Origin of the sequence: Streptomyces sp. NPDC052225 (assembly GCF_040679615.1) — a bacterium.
Taxonomy (GTDB): Bacteria; Actinomycetota; Actinomycetes; order Streptomycetales; family Streptomycetaceae; genus Streptomyces.
In genome coordinates this window covers 290,088-309,024 of the sequence record NZ_JBFAVD010000004.1, presented here as the reverse complement: position 1 = coordinate 309,024, position 18,937 = coordinate 290,088, and the positions used below count along the sequence as shown (strand labels likewise).

The 18,937-nt window shown below is 70.1% G+C and carries 17 protein-coding genes and 1 tRNA gene; 7 read left to right on the top strand and 11 right to left on the bottom strand.

The features are described from left to right. The first annotated feature begins 17 nt into the window (after positions 1-17). The 4 genes from AB0L37_RS09145 (at position 18) to AB0L37_RS09130 (ending at position 5,365) form a co-directional block, all read left to right on the top strand. Positions 18-91 (top strand) — tRNA-Lys (locus AB0L37_RS09145). A gap of 381 nt (positions 92-472) precedes the next feature. Beyond that, a complete protein-coding gene (locus AB0L37_RS09140; RefSeq protein WP_365501967.1) occupies positions 473-1,162 on the top strand; it encodes a FadR/GntR family transcriptional regulator in 690 nt (229 codons plus the stop codon). A 322-nt stretch (positions 1,163-1,484) separates the two neighbouring features. Then, complete coding sequence (locus tag AB0L37_RS09135) at positions 1,485-3,431, top strand: glycosyltransferase family 2 protein (RefSeq protein ID WP_365501965.1); 1,947 nt, start codon at positions 1,485-1,487, stop codon at positions 3,429-3,431. Continuing rightward, positions 3,428-5,365: a kelch motif-containing protein gene (locus tag AB0L37_RS09130; protein ID WP_365501963.1), complete on the top strand. Its 1,938-nt coding sequence runs from the start codon at positions 3,428-3,430 to the stop codon at positions 5,363-5,365. The genes AB0L37_RS09135 and AB0L37_RS09130 overlap by 4 nt, the downstream gene beginning before the upstream one ends. A 68-nt stretch (positions 5,366-5,433) precedes the next feature. On the opposite strand, the gene AB0L37_RS09125 is transcribed toward AB0L37_RS09130, so the two are convergent. Beyond that, on the bottom strand, positions 5,434-6,444 hold the full coding sequence (locus AB0L37_RS09125) for a glycoside hydrolase family 6 protein (protein WP_365501961.1): 1,011 nt from the start codon (positions 6,442-6,444) through the stop codon (positions 5,434-5,436). A 164-nt stretch (positions 6,445-6,608) separates the two neighbouring features. Between AB0L37_RS09125 and AB0L37_RS09120 the strand changes: the two genes are divergently transcribed. After that, positions 6,609-7,361, top strand: a complete 753-nt coding sequence (locus AB0L37_RS09120) for a GAF and ANTAR domain-containing protein (RefSeq protein WP_365501959.1) — start codon at positions 6,609-6,611, stop codon at positions 7,359-7,361. 264 nt (positions 7,362-7,625) lie between these two features. On the opposite strand, the gene AB0L37_RS09115 is transcribed toward AB0L37_RS09120, so the two are convergent. The 10 genes from AB0L37_RS09115 to AB0L37_RS09070 form a co-directional block, all read right to left on the bottom strand. After that, the gene (locus AB0L37_RS09115; RefSeq protein ID WP_365501957.1) at positions 7,626-8,297 is read right to left on the bottom strand and encodes a class F sortase; all 672 of its coding nucleotides are present in this window, start codon (positions 8,295-8,297) and stop codon (positions 7,626-7,628) included. A 7-nt stretch (positions 8,298-8,304) separates the two neighbouring features. Then, entirely contained in the window at positions 8,305-8,850 is a 546-nt protein-coding gene (locus AB0L37_RS09110) for a hypothetical protein (RefSeq protein ID WP_365501955.1), read from the bottom strand. A 69-nt stretch (positions 8,851-8,919) separates the two neighbouring features. Beyond that, positions 8,920-9,708 (bottom strand): HAD-IIA family hydrolase, encoded by a 789-nt coding sequence (locus AB0L37_RS09105; protein WP_365501953.1) that lies wholly within the window; start codon positions 9,706-9,708, stop codon positions 8,920-8,922. A 129-nt stretch (positions 9,709-9,837) separates the two neighbouring features. Next, on the bottom strand, positions 9,838-10,899 hold the full coding sequence (locus AB0L37_RS09100) for a 2-aminoethylphosphonate ABC transporter substrate-binding protein (RefSeq protein WP_365501951.1): 1,062 nt from the start codon (positions 10,897-10,899) through the stop codon (positions 9,838-9,840). Positions 10,900-10,957: 58 nt separating this feature from the next. Beyond that, positions 10,958-11,755: an ABC transporter permease subunit gene (locus AB0L37_RS09095; protein WP_365501949.1), complete on the bottom strand. Its 798-nt coding sequence runs from the start codon at positions 11,753-11,755 to the stop codon at positions 10,958-10,960. Between the two features lie 93 nt (positions 11,756-11,848). Beyond that, the gene (locus AB0L37_RS09090; protein WP_365501947.1) at positions 11,849-12,724 is read right to left on the bottom strand and encodes a 2-aminoethylphosphonate ABC transporter permease subunit; all 876 of its coding nucleotides are present in this window, start codon (positions 12,722-12,724) and stop codon (positions 11,849-11,851) included. Then, entirely contained in the window at positions 12,717-13,802 is a 1,086-nt protein-coding gene (locus tag AB0L37_RS09085; protein WP_365501946.1) for an ABC transporter ATP-binding protein, read from the bottom strand. Before AB0L37_RS09085 ends, AB0L37_RS09090 begins: the two co-directional genes overlap by 8 nt. A 182-nt stretch (positions 13,803-13,984) precedes the next feature. Further along, positions 13,985-14,752, bottom strand: coding sequence for a GntR family transcriptional regulator (locus tag AB0L37_RS09080; protein WP_365501944.1), 768 nt, complete (start codon positions 14,750-14,752; stop codon positions 13,985-13,987). A gap of 42 nt (positions 14,753-14,794) precedes the next feature. Next, positions 14,795-15,997: a hypothetical protein gene (locus tag AB0L37_RS09075; protein ID WP_365501942.1), complete on the bottom strand. Its 1,203-nt coding sequence runs from the start codon at positions 15,995-15,997 to the stop codon at positions 14,795-14,797. Between the two features lie 111 nt (positions 15,998-16,108). Further along, a complete protein-coding gene (locus AB0L37_RS09070; protein WP_365501940.1) occupies positions 16,109-17,272 on the bottom strand; it encodes an ROK family transcriptional regulator in 1,164 nt (387 codons plus the stop codon). 74 nt (positions 17,273-17,346) lie between these two features. Between AB0L37_RS09070 and AB0L37_RS09065 the strand changes: the two genes are divergently transcribed. Further along, positions 17,347-18,447, top strand: coding sequence for a Gfo/Idh/MocA family oxidoreductase (locus AB0L37_RS09065; RefSeq protein ID WP_365501938.1), 1,101 nt, complete (start codon positions 17,347-17,349; stop codon positions 18,445-18,447). Continuing rightward, positions 18,444-18,908: a heme-degrading domain-containing protein gene (locus tag AB0L37_RS09060; RefSeq protein WP_365501936.1), complete on the top strand. Its 465-nt coding sequence runs from the start codon at positions 18,444-18,446 to the stop codon at positions 18,906-18,908. The genes AB0L37_RS09065 and AB0L37_RS09060 overlap by 4 nt, the downstream gene beginning before the upstream one ends. Positions 18,909-18,937 lie beyond the last annotated feature (29 nt).

Below are 18,937 nucleotides of genomic sequence, written 5' to 3'. Positions count from 1 at the left end.
GTTATGCAGGTCAGCAGGCGCCGCTAGCTCAGTTGGTTAGAGCAGCTGACTCTTAATCAGCGGGTCCGGGGTTCGAGTCCCTGGCGGCGCACCGACAGTCGAAGGCCCCCCGAGCAATCGGGGGGCCTTCGTCGTTGCTTGCGGGGGCTCCGCCACCGCACCTCCCGACGACCCCAAGCCCTGGCGCGCCAGCACCGAGAGCCCGCGCCCCACAACTGCACACCCCAAGACGCCGATCGCCTTGCCGGCTGGGGGTCCGGGGGTCATCCCCCGGGAAACGCGGCATCAGCGGGTCCGGGGTTCGAGTCCCTGACGGCGCACCGACAGTCGAAGGCCCCCGAGCGATCGGCGGGCCTTCGACGTCGCCCGTGCACGACTCCGCCACCCGCATCCCCCTGGTCGCAGGCCCTCCGCGTCGGCGAGCGAAGCCTGATCGCGCCCGGCGCCCACGGCGCGCCGCTAACGTGACCCCATGCCCCGTGACCTCCAGGAACAGATCAAGAAGCTGATCGTCGGCCGGCGGCTCGGGCCGGGGGACTCGTTGCCCACCGAGCCTGAGCTGATGGAACTGCTCGGCGTGAGTCGCAACTCCGTTCGGGAGGCGCTCAAGGCGTTGCAGGCGATGGGGATCGTCGAGATCCGGCACGGGTTCGGGACGTACGTCGGGGCGATGTCGATGGCCCCGATGGTCGAGGGCCTCGCGTTCCGGACCGTCGCCGGGCACTACCGCGGCGAGGACAGCCTGCTTCAGCTGCTCGAACTGCGCGAGGCCGTGGAGACCGGGCTCGTGGCGCGGCTCGCGGGGCGCGTGCCGGACGGCGATCTGGCCGAACTCGGCTCCTTGGTGGGCCGGATGGAGAAGGAGGCCGAGGCCGGCGGGCCCGTCGCCGCCGCCACCGACCGCGCCTTTCACGCCACCCTCTACCGCAGCCTGGGCAACCCCCTGCTCGTCGAGGTGATGGAGGCGTTCTGGGAGGCCTTCCACCGGGTGCGGACCGACCTCGTGGACGTACCGCAGGATCCAGAGGTGACGCACCGTCAGCACCGGGACATCCTCGACGCCGTGCGCTCCGGCGACGTCCTGCGGGCGGAACAGGCCATACGCGCACACTTCGGCAATATTCGTCAGCGACTGACAGCAACCCCCCAGCAAGACCGGTAAACACCGTGTTTCGCTCCGTATCGCCCTTGCGATCATGATGCGGGGCGCAGGACCCTATCCTGGAGCCATTGGCTCCCATGAGGCTTACGGTGCAAGGCAGTTGCGGCACGAAGCGAGCCGGTTGCGGAGCGCGGGGCAGGGGCCCCGTTCATGAAGCGATGTCGAGGGGGGCATCATGCAACCGGAAGGTTGTCGTTCCAGTCTTAGAGAGGGTGGGACGGTGGCCTGCCACTGATACGTCAGGGAAAGGTCGAGGGGGACCGGACTCCGACGGAAGGACCGACGACCACGCGGTGACTCGCGTGCGGGGGGATGACTCATCATGACGTCGACGCCGACGGGCGCCCGCGAGGGCTTCGACCCGTCCCAGACCACCCAGTTGCGCGTGCCACCGCACCGCACAGGGGGCTTCCGGCGCATCAAGAAGACGCTGCCTCGGTACGACTACGAGCACTACAGCCGGCTGGCCGGGCCCCTTACTCAGCCCGACCCCAACAAGCCGTACGAGGTGCAGTACCGCTCGCTGCTCTCGCAGGAGCCGCACCGCATCCGCGCCGCACTCATGCTGGGCGCCGCGCCGCTGCTCTCCCTCGTGCTGCTGTTCTGGCTGCTCCAGCCCGAGCACTGGACCGAGCGCGACTACGTCCAGTACGACTTCCTGCCCGCGCTCGACATCGTGATGCTGGTCGCGATCGGCCTCATCGAGTTCTTCCGCTGCATGAACGTGCTGTCGAACGCGCACGCCACCCTCGTCGCCCGCGACCCGATCCCGGTCGTGCCCGAGACCGGCACGAGAGTCGCGTTCCTGACCTCGTTCGTGCCCGGCAAGGAGCCGCTCGAGATGGTGACGAAGACCCTGGAGGCGGCGGTCAAGCTGCGCCACCGGGGCCTGTTGCACATCTGGCTGCTCGACGAGGGCGACGACCCGGAGGTCAAGGAGGTCTGCGAGCGGCTCGGCGTGCACCACTTCTCCCGCAAGGGAGTCGCGAAGTGGAACCAGCCGAAGGGCCCGCACCGCGCGAAGACCAAGCACGGCAACTACAACGCCTGGCTGGACGCGCACGGCGACGACTACGACTTCTTCGCCTCCGTCGACACCGACCACGTACCGCTGCCCAACTACCTGGAGCGGATGCTCGGCTTCTTCCGCGACCCGAACGTCGGCTTCGTCATCGGCCCCCAGGTCTACGGCAACTACGACAACTTCGTCACCAAGGCCGCCGAGTCCCAGCAGTTCCTGTTCCACGCGCTGATCCAGCGCGCGGGCAACCGCTACGGAGCGCCGATGTTCGTCGGCACCTCGAACGCCGTACGGATCAGGGCGCTCAAGCAGATCGGTGGTCTGTACGACTCGATCACCGAGGACATGGCGACCGGTTTCGAGATCCACCGCGCCAAGAACCCGGCCACCGGCAAGAAGTGGCGTTCCGTGTACACGCCGGACGTGCTCGCCGTCGGTGAGGGCCCGAGCGCCTGGACCGACTTCTTCACGCAGCAGATGCGCTGGTCGCGCGGTACGTACGAGACGATCCTCAAGCAGTACTGGAAGGGCTTCTTCACGCTCCCGCCGAGCAAGCTCTTCAACTACACGATGATGATCATCTTCTACCCGATGGCCGCGATGAACTGGATCCTGGCGGCGCTGAGTTGTGCGCTGTTCCTGGGCCTGGGCGCCTCGGGTGTGAACATCGACCCGACGATCTGGCTGATGCTGTACGGCAACGCGTCGGCGCTCCAGATCGGCCTCTACATCTGGAACCGCCGGCACAACGTCTCGCCGCACGAGCCCGAGGGCTCGGGCGGTGTCGCCGGCATGGTGATGTCCGCCCTTTCTGCGCCGCTGTACGCCAAGGCGCTCATCGACTCGCTGCTGCGCCGCAAGAGCAAGTTCGTCGTCACCCCCAAGGGCGACTCGGCCAGCCCCGACCGCTGGTTCGGGACGTTCCGCTACCACTGGTACTTCATCTTGATCTTCGCCGGTTCGATCGGTGCGGGCATCGCCCTCGGCCATGCGCACCCGGCGATGATCACCTGGGCCTGCTTCGCGCTCCTGATCACCGCGACGCCGATGTTCGCCTGGCGCTACATGCTCCGGCAGGACAGGAAGAAGCCCAAGCCGCCCGTCGATGCCGCCCCCGAGCAGCAGCCGGTGCAGCAGGCCGCGCAGCCGCACGGTGTCCCGCAGCAGAAGCCCAGTTGGGCCGCGGGCCGCGGTGACGGCGGCAACGACCAGACCATGCAGATCTCCCTGGGGGGACGTAACAAGTGAAAGACGGTGCGAGCCGCCGCCGTGCCCGACGCATAGCCATCGGCACGGTGGTGGTACTGGCGCTGGCCGGGATGAACGGACCCTGGCTGTATCGCTTCGGGTCGGCCAAGTACCACGAGTACAAGATCAACAGGCCGGAGTACAAGGCCGAGAACGGGCACTGGGACGTCGTCGAGTTCCCGAAGGACATGCGCCTCAACACGATCCACGCGGCGCTGCTCCACACCGGAAAGATCCTGCTGGTCGCCGGTTCCGGGAACAACCAGAAGAACTTCGACGCGAAGAAGTTCGACACCCGGCTCTACGACCCGGTCAAGAAGACGATCAAGAAGATCCCGACGCCCAGCGACCTGTTCTGCACCGGACACACGCAGTTGGCCAACGGCAATCTGCTGATCGCGGGCGGCACGAAGAAGTACGAGAAGCTCAAGGGCGACGTCACCAAGGCCGGCGGCCTGATGATCGTCCACAACGAGGACCCGGACGCGCCCAAGACCATCAAGGCCGGCACGAAGTTCACCGGCAAGGAGAACGGCAAGACGTTCGTCTCCGACATCAACATCACGGTCGAGCGCGCCAAGAAGATCTTCGATCCGAACACCGGCAAGTTCCTGCGCAACGAACCGGGCATCGGCCGCGTCTATGTGGAGGCGCAGAAGTCCGGCGCCAAGTACGAGACCGGCACCCAGGACAACTACCGGGTGCAGGGCCTCACCGGCGCCGACGCGCGCAACGTGTACGGGATCGCGCAGAAGCTCGCCCTCGACAAGAAGGACTTCCAGGGGATCAAGGACTCCTACGAGTTCGACCCGGTCGCCGAGAAGTACATCAAGGTCGACCCGATGAACGAGGCGCGCTGGTACCCCACGCTGACCACGCTCTCGGACGGCAAGGTCCTCTCCGTCTCCGGCCTCGACGAGATCGGGCAGCTGGTGCCCGGCAAGAACGAGATCTACGACCCGAAGACGAAGAAGTGGACGTACCTGTCCAAGCAGCGCCAGTTCCCGACGTACCCGGCCCTGTTCCAGATGGAGAACGGCAAGATCTTCTACTCGGGCGCCAACGCGGGCTACGGCCCGGACAACGTCGGCCGCAAGCCCGGCATCTGGGACCTGAAGACCAACAAGTTCCAGAAGATCCCCGGCCTGTCGGACGCCGACATGATGGAGACGGCCGGCACGGTCGAACTGCCGCCCGCGCAGAACCAGAAGTACATGGTGATCGGCGGCGGCGGCGTCGGCGAGTCCAAGCTCTCCAGCAACAAGACGCGCATCGTCGACCTGAAGGACCCGAACCCGAAGTTCGTCGACGGTCCGACGCTGGAGAAGGGCACCCGCTACCCGCAGTCCTCGATCCTGCCCGACGACTCGATCCTGGTCTCCGGCGGCTCGGAGGACTACCGCGGCCGCGGTGACTCGAACATCCACCAGGCACGGCTCTACGACACGAAGACCAACACCTTCAAGCAGGTCGCCGACCCGGAGGTGGGCCGCAACTACCACTCGGGCTCGCTCCTCCTGCCCGACGGCCGGGTGCTGTTCTTCGGTTCGGACTCGCTGTACGCGGACAAGGCCAACACCAAGCCCGGCACGTTCGAGCAGCGCATCGAGATCTACACGCCGCCGTATCTGTACCGGGACTCGCGGCCGACCCTCGAAGGCGGCGAGAAGACCATCAGGCGCGGCGGCTCGGCGACGTACCAGACGGACCACGCCTCGTCGATCAAGACGGCGCGGCTGATCCGTCCGAGCGCGTCGACGCACGTCACGGACGTCGACCAGACGTCCGTGGCGCTCGACCTGAAGAAGTCCGCCGACTCGGTCACGGTGACCGTGCCGAAGAGCAGCGCACTCGTGGAATCGGGCTGGTACATGCTGTTCGTCACGGACGACGAGGGCACGCCCAGCAAGGCGCAGTGGGTGCACGTGCCGTAGCGCACGGCCGTTGAACAGACGGAAGGGGCGCGGGAGTTGATCCCGCGCCCCTTCGTCCGTCCGTGCTTCTAGTCGCCCGCCTTCGCGAGCTTCACCGCGTACTCCCCCCACCACTCGCCGGCCTTGGGCCCGCCCTTGCACGTGCCGTCCGACTCGCCCGGACGCTTGACCCACAGGTACGCCTTCACCAGCGGGTCGCCCGTCTTCGTCGTCGGGGACTCGCCGAGGGCGCGGCCCGGCGGGTTGCACCAGCGCTCGTCGGGGTTGCCGCCGGTGTAGGGACCGTTCCCGTTCCTGCTGGTGTCCACGACGAACGGCTTGTTGCCGACCTTCGCCGAGAGCTCCTTGCCGTACTTCACGGACTCCTCGGTGGAGTAGAAGTTCGACACGTTCACCGAGAAACCGTCGGCCTGGTCGATGCCGGACCACTGGAGCGGCTGGAAGATCTGGTCGGGTTTACCCCAGCCCGCGTTGCCCGCGTCCAGGTAGACCGTCGTGTTCTTCAGCGACTTGAGCTTGCCGATGGCGCCCTTGAGCAGGTCGTAGCGCTCCTCGTGGAACTGCTCCGGGGTGCAGTTGTCCACCATGTGCTGCACCGCGTCCGGCTCCAGGATCACCGTCGCGGGGCGGTCGCCGATACCGGCCGCGAGCTGGTCGATGAACGCCCGGTACGCGTTGCCGTCGGCGGCGCCGCCCTTCGAGTAGTTGCCGCAGTCGCGGTGCGGGATGTTGTAGACGACCAGCAGCGCGTCCCTGTCCGCCTTCTTGGCGGCCTCCGTGTAGCCGCGGGCCTGCTCCTCCGCGTTCTCCGGGATGATCCACTCGCCGCTGGGCTGCTCGGCGATCTTGCGGACCGCCGCGGCCTCGTCGTCCTTGCCGTCCTTCTTCAGCGCCGACGCGGCCTTCGCGGCCTTGCTCTCGGGGTTGACCCAGAACGGGTCGGCGCTCTTCGGCTGCTGCTTGACCGGAGGCTCCGCGGAGTTGTCGTTGCCCTTTCCGCCGGAGGAGCACGACGAGACCGCCGTCACGAGCAGCGTTGCCCCCACGACGACTGCGCCGGCCCTCAGTTTCCGGTACATCCACTCCCCCTTGGGTGCACTGTTGGTGTTCTCAATCGTGACATACGTGCCGCCGGGGTCACGAGGGCGGACGTCGCTTGTCAAAGAGCTGTTACAGCCCCTTGCCGATGGGTAGGCGGCGGGCAGGCGGGGCCCCGGCCAGTGGTCCGGAAGGGACTGAGGACATGTCGCACGTACCCCGTGAACTGCGCCTTGCCACAGCCCTGGTGGAGTTCTCGGACACACTCCTCGACGAGTTCGACGCGGAGCGGTACCTGGGACGTCTGGCCGACACGTGCGTGGACCTGCTGGAGGCGCGGGGCGCGGGGGTGTCGCTCCTCGAGGCGGACGGCCGTCCCGTGCCGTTCGCCCACAGCTCCGAACGGCCGCACCTCGTACGGTCGTTACTCGCCGCGTCCCCCACGTCCGGGCCCGCCCACGACAGTCTGCGGACGGGCAAGGCGGTGCCGCCCGTCGTCCTCACGTCCGAGGAGGCCGCGGTGTGCTGGCCCACCTTCACGGCCGTCGCACTGCGCCACGGCATCACCGCCGCCTACGCCGTTCCGCTGCGCACTCGCGAAGAGGTGCTCGGCGCCGTCAGCATCTTCAAGCCCGAACCCCCTGCCACCGAAGCGGAGTTGGCGATCGCACAGTCACTGGCCGACGCCGCCGCCCTCGGCCTCTCCCATCAGCGCACCTACGTCCAGTACAGGGAGTTGACCGGCCAGCTGCAACAGGCACTTGCCAGCCGTGTGCAGATCGAACAGGCAAAGGGCATGCTGGCCGAGCGCTGGAACACCGAGCCGGACACCGCGTTCACGGCGTTGCGGCAGTACGCGCGCAGGAACCGGCTGCCGCTCGACCAGGTCTCCCGGGCCGTGACCCAACGGACCCTGGCCGACGGGCAGTTGCGCCCCGACACCTCCGGACGCGCGTGAGACCGGCCATCACCTGCGGCGACCACGTTGAGCAACCATTGTCGTACTTGGCGTCAATCGCCCCCTAGGCTGCGGCGCGCATCCGTTCTAGAGTCGTTCCCAGTGGCCCAAGCCCCCGGCCTCCAGTTCGTCCAGGGTGGGATGACCTCCTCAAACCTCCCGCGCCGGCGCCGGGTTACTCCCGCAGCCCGCTGCGCGCGCGGTCGAGGACCAGCCCGGCCGGCGGCTTCCGGGGGGAGCGGGTCGCCGGCCGGGCCAGGTGCCTCATCCCGCCTTCTTCGGCGCTTCCTCGATGCCCGACAGGTACGCCGAGACGACGACGTTCGCCGTGTACGTCCGTGCCGCCTTGTCGAAGGTCCCGCCGCAGGTGATCAGCCGCAGCTCGGCGCGGTCGTCATGGTGCGGCCCGTACGCCTTGTGCGGGTCGAAGTCGCGGCGCGAGAAGACCTGGACGTCATCCACGGTGAACTCGGCGACCGACCCGTCGTCGCGCACCACCCGCACCTCGTCGCCGGGCCGCGCCTCGCTGAGGTGGTAGAAGACGGCCGGCCGGGTCTCGGTGTCGACGTGCCCGACGAACAGGGACGTGCCCCGCTCCCCCGGCTCGGTCCCGCCGCCGTACCAGCCGACGACGCCGGCCTGGTCGTAGGGCGGCGGGTCGATGGCACCGCCCGCGTCCAGGCCGCGGGGGACGACGGGTGCCTGGATGCGCAGCGCGGAGACATCGATGCGCTGCGGCTTCGCGGCCTTGACGGGCTTGTGGGCGGCGGGCAGCTCGACGCCGAGCGGGCGGCCGACGGCGGCCGCGTCGCCGGTGGTCGGCGAGGACAGGTTGACGTCGGTGATCTCCCGGCCCCACAGCCACAGGCCGAGCAGCAGCACCGCCCAGGCGACGCCGGTGATCAGGCGCCCGGCGCCGCCCGACCGTTCGCTCATGGCGCGCTCACTGCCGTGTGGACCGGCGGCGCCGGACGCTGCGGAAGGCCACGGCGACCGCGGCGACAGCGGTGAGGCCGAGTCCGATCAGGGCGTGCCGGGTGCCGGGCCCCTCCTCGACGGCGGCGAGCTGCTCGGCGGCGCCGCCGCCCCCGGCGTGCACGGGCGCGGTGGGAGTGGGCCGCGGCGACGGGCTGCTGTGGTCCAGGACCCGTACGGTGCCCTTGACCTTGGCGTCGACGCCGTCGCAGGTCACCTTGATCTCGTAGTTGCCCGGGGCCGCGGAGGACTTCACACGGGCCTCGGCGAACAGCGTCGGCCGATCGGCGGAGGGCGCGAGCACCCCGGGCGAGACGAAGGCGTCGGAGTAGGCGCGTCCCGTGGTCCCGTCGCAGCCGGAGACCCGCAGGTCGACCTCGGTGCCCGGGGGCACGGCGTACGGGGTGACGGTGATGGATCCGCGGCTGTCGGCGGCCTGGGCGGCGGTGACCGGCCCGGTCACCAGGACGACGGCCGCCCCTGCGGCACTCAGAGCAAGCAGACCAGTACGCATCGTGAACCTCCTGATACTGGCAGGTTCACGCGCGCGGCGGCATTTCGCATCTTGAACAGCCGGCGGCTGTCAGACGAGGTCGACGAGGTCGACGAGGTCCGCGATGGAATCGACGACGTGGGACGGCGTGAACGGGTACTTCTTGATGTCCGCGTCACTGGTCAGACCGGTGCGTACGAGGAAGGTCTGCATCCCCGCCTCCAGCCCGGCGAGCACGTCGGTGTCCATCCGGTCGCCGATCATGGCGCTGGTCTCGGAGTGCGCCCCGATGGCGTTCAGGCCGGTCCGCATCATCAGCGGGTTCGGCTTCCCGGCGAAGTACGGCTGCTTCCCGGTCGCCTTCGTGATCAGGGCCGCGACGGCGCCGGTGGCGGGCAGCGGGCCCTCGGTGGAGGGGCCGGTCTCGTCCGGGTTGGTGCAGATGAAGCGGGCCCCGTCGTTGATCAGCCGCACGGCCTTCGTCATGGCCTCGAACGAGTACGTGCGGGTCTCCCCGAGGACCACGTAGTCGGGGGCGTGGTCCGTGAGCACGTACCCGATGTCGTGCAGGGCGGTGGTGAGGCCGGCCTCGCCGATGACGTACGCGGTGCCGCCGGGGCGCTGGGCGTCCAGGAACTTGGCGGTGGCCAGGGCGGACGTCCAGATGTTCCCGACCGGCACCTCCAGGCCCATGCGGGTGAGGCGGGCCTGGAGGTCGCGGGCGGTGTAGATCGAGTTGTTCGTCAGCACCAGGAACGGCTTGCCGGACTCGCGCAGCCGCTTGATGAACGCGTCGGCGCCGGGGATCGGGACACCTTCGTGGATGAGCACGCCATCCATGTCGGTGAGCCACGAATCGATGGGCTTGCGCTCTGCCATGCGTGCACTCCTGCGGTCCGCGGTGTTACAGCCGTGCTGTCTGGGGTGCCGGGACGACATTGTGCCGACGCCCCCCAGCCTAATCAGGAACGGCTGATCTTGACCCGGACGGCCGCGCATCGGCTCCGGTCAGCTGCCGGTCGCCGACTTCCAGTCCTCCACGTACGTCCGGAGGTTCTTGTCGATGTCGTCCCAGTCGGGCTCGAAGATCTCGACGCCGTCCATGACCTTGGCGAGGGCGATCGCGTTGTCGTCGGTGGCCTTGACGTCCTTGCGGGCCGTGAAGCCGCCGCCGATGGCGCTGACCTCCTGCTGCTGCTTCGTGGCGAGCATGAAGTCGAGGAGCTTCCTGCCGTTCGCGGTGTGCGGGGCGTTCTTGACCAGTCCGGCCGCGTACGGGAGCGCGAACGAGGTCGGCTTGCCGCCGGCCTTCTTCGGGAACCACAGGCCGAGGTTCGGCATGGTCCTCGTCTGCGCGTAGCTCATCTGGACGTCGCCGTTCGCGACGAGGAGTTCGCCCTTGTCGACCTTGGGGGCGAGCTTGCCGGTGGAGGCGGACGGGCCGACGTTGTTGGACTGGAGCTTCTTCAGGTAGTCCATGGCGGGCCGCTGGCCGCCGAAGTCGTGCAGGGCCTTGACGACGACGGCGGTGCCGTCGCCCGCGACGCCGGGCGTCGAGTACTGGAGCTTGTTCTTGTACTTCCCGTCGAGCAGTTCCTCCCACGTCCGCGGGGGCGTCTTCAGCTCCTTCTTGTTGTAGACGAAGCCGAAGTAGTTGTTCACGACGGAGGTCCAGGTGCCGTCGGCCGACTTGTCGGCGCCGTCGACCTGGTCCGACCCCTGCGGCCGGTACTTCGCCAACAGGCCCTTGCCGTCGGCCTGTTGGATGAACGGCGGCAGGGTGACCAGCACGTCGGCCTGCGTGTTGGACTTCTCTCGGACGGCGCGCTGCACCATCTCGCCGGAGCCGCCCTCCACGTACTCGACCTTGATGCCGGTCTTCGCGGTGAAGTCCTTGAAGACCTTGTCGTACCAGCCGTCGCCGCTCTCGCCCTTGAGGCCGTCGGCGCTGTAGACGGTGACGACCTTCTCGTCGGAGGCCGCGGAGCTGCCTCCGCAGCCGCTCAGGGAGACGGCGAGGGCGAGGCTGCCGGTGGCGGCGGCCACGGCGGTGAGCGTGTTTCTGCGCATGGCGAGATGAACTCCTGGCAAGGTCAAGGGGGTTGGCGAAGAAGAAGTAGAAGAAGCTCTAGCGGTACGAGGCCTTGGTGCGGATCCGGGACACGGCGAGCAGGACGACCAGAGTGGCCGCCATCAGCACGACGGCGATCGCGGAGCCGGTGAACAGCGAGCCGCGGTCGGTCGTCGCGTAGATCTGCACCGGCAGGGGCATCCAGTCCGGCGGGTAGAGCATCATCGTGGCGCTCAACTCGCCCATGGACAGGGCGAAGCAGAGGCCTGCGGCGGCGGTCAGGGACGGCAGCAGGAGCGGCAGTCTCACCTTCCACAGGACGTACGCGGGCCGGGCCCCGAGCGAGGCGGCGGCCTGTTCGTACGCCGGGTCGAGCCGTACGAGGGCGGCCGTGACGGACTGATGGGCGAACGCGGTGACGAGGACGGCGTGGGCGACGATCACGATCCAGCGGGTGCCGTTGAGCAGCATCGGCGGCTTGCTGAACGCGACGAGCACCGCGAGCCCGACGACCACCGAGGGCACGGCGACGGGCAGCACGAACAGGGCGTCCATGACGCGCCGCCCCCGCTTCCCCAGCCCGGCCGCGGCCAGCGCGGCCCACCCGCCCACGACGAGCGCGAGCACACTCGCCGTCACCGCGGTGACCAGGCTGGTGGTGAGCGCGGCCAGCGAGTCACCGCGGGTCGCGGCGGCGTAGTGGCCGCCGGTGAACCCGGAGGGCAGCACGCCGCTCCAGTTCGTGGCGAAGGAGGCGGCGACGATGACGAGCAACGGCAGGGCGAAGAGGGGCAGGAAGAGGACGAAGAAGACGCCCCAGACGGCCCACTTGCCCGGCTTGCTGTGTACGAGCATCAGCTACAGCCCCTCAGGGGCGCGGGACGGTGACGATCAGCGGCTCCGCCGCGGGGCGCGGCCAGCCCACGACAAACCGCACCCGACAACCGATCAAGCATCGACACGGCGACTCACCACCCGGTACACCCCGTAAAGCCCGACAGATACAAGGACGTTGACCACGGCAACGACGCAGGCCCCCGGATAATCCGACTCCAGGATCGCCTTGCCGTACACGAGCATCGGCAGCGTCGTCACCCCCTTCGCCCCGGTGAACAGCACGATCCCGAACTCGTTCAGGCACATCACCAGGACCAGCGCCCCGCCGGCGGCCAGCGCCGGCCGCGCCTCGGGCAGGATCACCTGCCGCACGATCCGCACGGGCCGCGCCCCCAGCGACGAGGCCACTTCGAGCTGCGCCGTGTCGACCTGGGAGAACGCGGCGAGCAGCGGCCGCATCACGAAGGGCGTGAAGTACGTGATCTCGGCGAGCAGCACGCCCCAGGGTGTCGCCAGGAACTGGAAAGGACCGGTGGCGGCGCCCGTGACGTCCGTCCACAGCCCGTTGGCCATGCCCACCTGCCCGTAGACGAAGAGCAGCGCGAGCGTGATCAGGAAGGACGGGAAGGAGAGGAACACGTCGATGAACTTGGCGACGGCCTTCCCGCCGGGGAACGGCACGAACGCGATGACGAGCGCGAGCACGAAGCCGAGGACCAGGCAGCCGACGGTCGATCCGACCGCGAGCCACACCGTCGTGCCGAGCGCCTCGCGGAACGCGGACGACGCGAAGACATCGGCGTACGGCTTCAGGGACGTACCGCCGGTGTCCGGCTGGAGGGACTGCTGGACGACGAGGAAGAGCGGATAGAGGAAGACGACCGCGAGCGCGGCGACAGGCGGCACGGCCCACACCCAACCACCCATGCTTCTACGGGAGTCGGCGACGACCTTGACCGGAGCGGCGAGGGTGCCGGCGCTAGCCATCCTTGGCCACCCCCGCCGCGAGCAGCACCGCGTCCTCCGGTGCGAAGTGCACGGTGACCCGCTCGCCGAGGCCGGGCGGCTCCCGCAGTTCGCGCAGGTCGGCCTTGACGCGATGCCCGTCCACATCGATGTGGAGCCGATGGGTCGAGCCGCGCCACTGGACCTCGGTGACCTCGCCCGTCAGGGAGTTGGGCCCGTCACCGAGCCCGACGAGGTGCGGGCGCACGCACAGCGTCGCCGTGGCGCCCGACGCCACGTCCTGCGTGGGCACCTTCAGCTCGGCCTGCCCGAACGACACCGTGCCCTTCTCCGCCGAACCGACCGTCACCGGAAGGAGGTTGGCGTTGCCGACGAAGGACGCGGTGAACTCGGTGCGCGGGCGCCGGTACAGCTCCTGCGGCGTGCCGACGTCCTGGAGGCGCGCCTTGTCCATGACGGCGATCCGGTCGGCCAGGGTCAGCGCCTCGACCTGGTCATGGGTGACGTAGAGGATGGAGACGTCGGGCAACTCCCGGTGCAGCCGGGCGAGTTCGGTGAGCATCCCGGAGCGCAGCTGGGCGTCGAGGGCGGAGAGCGGCTCGTCGAGGAGGAGCACGCCGGGGCGGATGGCGAGGGCGCGCGCGATGGCGACGCGCTGCTGCTGGCCGCCGGAGAGTTCGCGCGGGTGGCGCCGGGCGTACGCGGCCATGCCGGTCAGTTCCAGGGCCTCGGCGACGCGCCCGGGGATCTCGCCCTTCGGCACCTTCTGGGCCTTCACCCCGAAGGCGACGTTGTCCGCGACCCGCATGTGCGGGAACAGCGCGTACTGCTGCACGACCATGCCGATGCCGCGCCGGTGCGGTGACAGGTCGGTGACGTCGCGCTCGCCGATGAACACCCGCCCCCGCGTGGGCCTCACGAACCCGGCGACCGCGCGCAGGGCGGTGGTCTTGCCGGACCCCGAGGGGCCGAGGAGCGCCATCACCTCGCCCGGCTCGACGGTCAGATCGAGGGCGTCGAGAGCGATGGTGGCGCTGCTCCCGCCGCCGTACGCGACGGAGACCCGGTCGAACCGGATGCCGCTGCTCCGCTGCGCCATCAGCTCTCAACTCCCCTGCATATCCGTTCTCTCACGGCGACCACGCTCCTCGGGACGGGTGTCCCGCGCCGGTCCGGTCGGCAACGGGACGGTGAACGGGCACCCAAGGTTGGCCTAGACCCGTTACATTCCCGTTATCGATATGGGTCGGCGGAGGTCAACTCTCGGAAGGAAAAGGGGTGTTAGTACCCGTCGCCGCCCAAACGTGTGGTGAACGAGAACCGGTCACCCCGGTAAAGCGTCCGCACCCGCTCGGTGGCGCGCCCCGCGGTGTCGTACGAGACCCGGTGGATGAGCAGCATGGGCAGCGCGGGCGGCGTCCCGATCAGCAGCGCCTCGCGCGGCGTCGCGAGCACCGTCTCGATGCGCTCGTCGGCCGAGCCGAAGTCGATGCCGAGGCGTTCATGGACGTACGAGTAGAAGGACGAGTCGGGGTCGAAGTCGACGTCGAGGCGCGGCATCCGCGCGACGGGCACGTAGGTGGACTCCAGGCCCACCCGCTCGTCGTCGGCGAGCAGGACGCGCTCCATGTGCCACACGGGTGCGCCGCACTCCAGGCCGATCTCGGCGGCGAGCGCGGGCGGGCACGGGAAGCGTTCGAGGCCGATGAGGGTGCGGCCCGGGCGCCGCCCCTGGCGCCGGACGCCCTCGGTGTACGAGGCGAGGGAGAGCGGCTGCTCCAGCTTGGGGTCCGCGACGACGGTGCCCCGGCCCTGGCGCCGCAGCCGCCCTTCGAGGAGCAGCTCGCGCAGCGCCTGCCGCACGGTCTCGCGCGACACGGCGTACCGCAGGGCGAGATCGCGCTCGGTCGGCAGCGTCTCACCCTCTCCCAACTCACCTATGAGCAGGTCGAGTTGGGCTTTGACCGCGTAGTACTTCGGGATGCGGCCGTGCTCGGGGATGCCGCCGCGCACCGGGGCGCCGGGGGCCTGGTCGTTCGGGTAGTCCACGCAGGGATGTTCGCAGATCGGGGTGAACGGCCCGGTGGGATCTCAGCGCCTTCCGACGCGAAGGCGCCGGGATCCCACCACGAGGGCCCCGCCGCCGAGGAGGAAGGCGCCGGCGGTGGCCCCCAGCCCGAGCAGGGAGGCCGGCCCCGTCCTGGCGAGCTCGTCCGCGAAGGACGCACCCGGGTCGGCGCCGTCCGCGAGGATGTCGAACGGGTAGTCGTCGGACTCCCCCACCCAGTCCCCGTCGTCGTCCCGGCGCTGCACGAGCGCGGCGTCGGCGACGACGTGGTTGGGGGCGGTGCCGGAGGTGAACGCGAGCCGGACCTTCACGGTGACCGTCCCGCCGGGGCCGATCGAGAACCCGGGGAACCCGTCGTCGAAGACGCCCACGATCTCGTCCGCGCCGGTCTTCTCGAACGGCACGGGGCGCCAGGCGCTCCCGTCGAAGAACTCCAGCCGGATCTGCGACGGCTTCAACTGCCGCTGCCGGTCGACGAGGACGAGCACGGGGTGGATGCTGCCGCAGCTCGCGGCGGTGGCGTTGGTGAGGTCGATCGACCAGTTCTGGCGGCCGCCGCCGGGGTGGTAGACGGCGGGGCCCTTGTGGATGGTCGTCCCGATCGGGAACTCGCTGCTGTCCGGGGCGACTTGGCAGGCGGACTCGCGGGAGGCGGAGGCCTGGGTGACGGTGCCGGTGCCGGCCGACGCGTCGTGGGCGAGGGGCTGTTGGACACCGGCCTGGTCCTGCTCGACACGGACGCCGGTGCCACCCTGCGGTGCGAGGACGGCGACGTCGGCCGCGGTGAAGGGGGTACGCACGGCCCTCGTGTCGTCGGCGCTCTGCCCGGTGTCGGTGCCGGTGGACGGGTCCGCGCCCGTATCGGTGCCCGTGGCGGTGTCCGTGCCCCTGCTGGTGTCCGCACCGGTACCGGTCACCGTGTCCGCACCCGTACCTGTACCCGTATCCGTATCCGTACCGGTGCCCGTCTCCCCCGCCGGCTGACGCGTGCCCACGTCCTGCGCCGTGATCCCGGCCCCCGTGCCCCCGCATGCCGTCACGCCGGGCACCGTCGCGCCGAGCACATCCGCCACCGCGCACACCCGGCTCGACAGGAGGCCGCCGTCCGCCACCGCCGAAACGGGGACGAGGGGGGCGAGCGTCATGGCGGTGGCGGTGATGCCGAGGGCGATCGGGCGGCGCAGTCGCATGAAGAGCCTTTGCTGGTCGCGGAGTTGAACGACCATCGCCGGACTCACGGGCACCGATGGCCATGGCCCAGGAATCTGTCACGCGCGCGTGACACGACCCTTGCGCCACGCCCCCGTACGGCCCAATGGCGGTCAAAGACCCCTCGATCAGCTCACTTTCAGTGATTTTCGATTGGCGGGGAAGGCGACGTTCCCACGGCCGAACAGCGGGGCGAGGATCAGCTGTGCCGCACCCTCCACGACGAGCGTGGCACCGCCGGGCGCGGCCCTCACCGGTATCACCGACCCGCCGCCCTCGCGCCGCGCACGCGCGTCGAGCACACCGGCCACTCCCCGTACGAACCGCTCCTCGGCAGCGGAAACCGTACGTCCGCCGAGCAGTACGGCGTCGATGTCGAGCAGGCTGACCAGGTTCCCCGCGCCCTCGCCGAGCACCCGCGCGGCCTCGTCCAGGCCGTCGTCCGTGCCGTCCGCCACGGCGGCGAGACAGAGCGCTTCGATGCAGCCGCGGTTTCCGCAGTCGCATTCCGGTCCGTCCAACTGGATCACCTGGTGGCCGAATTCGCCCGCCCCGGTCCGCGCCCCGCGATAGAGCGCGCCGCCGAGGACGAGCCCGGCGCCGAGGCCGGTACCGAGGTGCAGATAGGCGAAGGAGTCACGGCAGTCGCCGGTGGCGGCGTCGAGGGCGAGGCCGAGCGCCGCCGCGTTGGTGTCCTTGTCGACGACGACCGGCATGCCGAGCCGCTCGGCGAGCGCGTCGCGCAGCGGGTAGCCGTCCCACTGCGGGAAGCCGGTGACCCGGTGCAGCACGCCGTCGGCGTGGTCCAGCGGTCCGGGGACGGCGACGCCCGCCCCGAGCACGGAGCCGCCGCTCTCGCCGAGCAGCGCGTCCACCTCGCGGGCCACCGCCGCGAGCACCACCTCGGCGCCCGCGCCCAGGTCGAGCGGGGCACGCCGGTCGGCGACGACCGCGCCGGACAGGTCGGCGAGGACGGCCCGCAGCTCGTCCCGGTCGAGGTGCAGGCCGATGGCGTGCCCCGCCCCGGCGACCAGGCGCAGTACGGTGCGCGGCTTGCCGCCGGTGGAGGCGCGCCGCCCGGCCTCGACGGCGAGGCCCTCGCCGCGCAGCCGCGCCGTGATCTTGCTGACGGCCTGCGGGGTCAGACCGGTGCGCTCGGCGAGCTCAAGGCGGCTGATGCCGGGCTCCCCCGCGGTGCGCAGCAGGTCCAGGACGAGCGCGGCATTGTGCCCGCGCAGGGCGGAGAGGTTGACGCCCGCGGTGGACCGTACGTGCGTGACATGCGCATTCACGGGCCCATTGTCTCTCTGGCTTGCACTTTGGCAACACCGTTGCTTAAGTGGAGGGCATGGAACGCATGACTGACATGACCGATAAGAGCGGTGCTCCCCTGCGCGTGGGCCTGATCGGCTACGGCCTGGCGGGCTCCGTCTTCCACGCGCCGCTGATCGCCGCGACCGAGGGCCTCGTTCTCGACACGGTCGTCACGTCGAACCCGGAGCGGCAGGCCCAGGCCCGCGCCGCGTACTCAGATGTCGCAGCCGGGGGCGCGTTGCGGTGCGCGGCCTCCCCCGACGAGCTGTGGGAGCGCGCGGACGATCTCGACCTGATCGTCATCGCGTCCCCGAACAAGACGCACGTACCGCTCGCGACGGCCGCCCTCAAGGCCGGCCTGCCGGTCGTCGTCGACAAGCCGGTGGCGGGCACGGCGGCCGAGGCGCGCGAGCTGGCGGCGCTGGCCGACGAGCGCGGCCTGCTGCTCTCCGTCTTCCAGAACCGCCGCTGGGACAACGACTTCCTGACCCTCCAGAAGCTCCTCGCGGACGGCGAGCTGGGCGAGATCCAGCGGTTCGAGTCGCGGTTCGAGCGCTGGCGTCCGCAGCTCAAGGGCGGCTGGCGCGAGTCCGGGAACCCGGAGGAGATCGGCGGCCTGCTGTACGACCTCGGCAGCCACGTCGTCGACCAGGCACTGACCCTGTTCGGCCCGGCGGCCGCCGTGTACGCCGAGTCCGACGTGCGCCGTGTCGGCGCCCAGGCGGACGACGACACGTTCATCGCGATCACCCACGTCAGCGGCGTCCGCTCGCACCTGTACGTCTCCGCCACCACCGCCCAGCTCGGGCCGCGCTTCCGCGTGCTGGGCTCGCAGGCCGGTTACGTGAAGTACGGCCTCGACCCGCAGGAGGCGGCGCTGCGCGACGGCAGGCGCCCGGTGCCGGGTGAGCGCTGGGGCGCGGAGGGCGAGTCGATGTGGGGCCGGGTCGGCTCCGGCGAGTCCCCGCTGACCGGCGGCGGCCGCCCGGTCCCGACCATCGACGGCGACTACCCCGCGTACTACGCCGCCGTCGCCGCGGCCCTGCGCGACGGCGCCCCGAACCCGGTGCCCGCCACGCAGGCGGCCGCCGCGCTCGACGTCCTGGAGGCGGCCCGCCGCTCCGCCGACCAGCAGGTGACGGTGACCCTGTGAGCGCGCCGACGATCGAGGAGCTGGAGGCCCAGGAGCAGCGCCTGACGCTGGACTCCTTCACGTACGACGACGCGTGGCGGCTCGGCACGCTCCTGGTCGAACTGGCCCGGGAGCGCAGCGCCCCGGTCGCGATCGACATCACCCGCGGCGGCCAGCAGCTGTTCCACGCGGCGCTGCCCGGATCGACCCCGGACAACGACGCGTGGATCGCCCGCAAGCGCCGCGTCGTCGAGCGCTGGCACGCCTCGTCGTACCTGGTCGGCAGCCGCTTCCGCGCCAAGGGCACGACGTTCGAGGAGTCCTCGCGCCTCGACCCGGACGTGTACGCGGCCCACGGCGGCGCCTTCCCGATCACGGTGCGGGGCGCGGGTGTCGTGGGGGTCGTGGTGGTCTCGGGGCTCCCCCAGATCGAGGACCACGCCCTCGTCGTACAGGCGCTGGAGGCATTGACCAATAAATAGCCCCTCCGGCGATTGAGGAGCGGGGTCCG

Excerpts from the sequence above, each read along its gene's own strand:
- AB0L37_RS09140 (WP_365501967.1), top strand. The coding sequence starts at position 473 with ATGCCCCGTGACCTCCAGGAACAGATCAAGAAGCTGATCGTCGGCCGG.
- AB0L37_RS09135 (WP_365501965.1), top strand. The coding sequence starts at position 1,485 with ATGACGTCGACGCCGACGGGCGCCCGCGAGGGCTTCGACCCGTCCCAG.
- AB0L37_RS09125 (WP_365501961.1), bottom strand. The coding sequence starts at position 6,444 with ATGTACCGGAAACTGAGGGCCGGCGCAGTCGTCGTGGGGGCAACGCTG.
- AB0L37_RS09120 (WP_365501959.1), top strand. The coding sequence starts at position 6,609 with ATGTCGCACGTACCCCGTGAACTGCGCCTTGCCACAGCCCTGGTGGAG.
- AB0L37_RS09115 (WP_365501957.1), bottom strand. The coding sequence starts at position 8,297 with ATGAGCGAACGGTCGGGCGGCGCCGGGCGCCTGATCACCGGCGTCGCC.
- AB0L37_RS09110 (WP_365501955.1), bottom strand. The coding sequence starts at position 8,850 with ATGCGTACTGGTCTGCTTGCTCTGAGTGCCGCAGGGGCGGCCGTCGTC.
- AB0L37_RS09105 (WP_365501953.1), bottom strand. The coding sequence starts at position 9,708 with ATGGCAGAGCGCAAGCCCATCGATTCGTGGCTCACCGACATGGATGGC.
- AB0L37_RS09100 (WP_365501951.1), bottom strand. The coding sequence starts at position 10,899 with ATGCGCAGAAACACGCTCACCGCCGTGGCCGCCGCCACCGGCAGCCTC.
- AB0L37_RS09095 (WP_365501949.1), bottom strand. The coding sequence starts at position 11,755 with ATGCTCGTACACAGCAAGCCGGGCAAGTGGGCCGTCTGGGGCGTCTTC.
- AB0L37_RS09090 (WP_365501947.1), bottom strand. The coding sequence starts at position 12,724 with ATGGCTAGCGCCGGCACCCTCGCCGCTCCGGTCAAGGTCGTCGCCGAC.
- AB0L37_RS09085 (WP_365501946.1), bottom strand. The coding sequence starts at position 13,802 with ATGGCGCAGCGGAGCAGCGGCATCCGGTTCGACCGGGTCTCCGTCGCG.
- AB0L37_RS09075 (WP_365501942.1), bottom strand. The coding sequence starts at position 15,997 with ATGGTCGTTCAACTCCGCGACCAGCAAAGGCTCTTCATGCGACTGCGC.
- AB0L37_RS09065 (WP_365501938.1), top strand. The coding sequence starts at position 17,347 with ATGACCGATAAGAGCGGTGCTCCCCTGCGCGTGGGCCTGATCGGCTAC.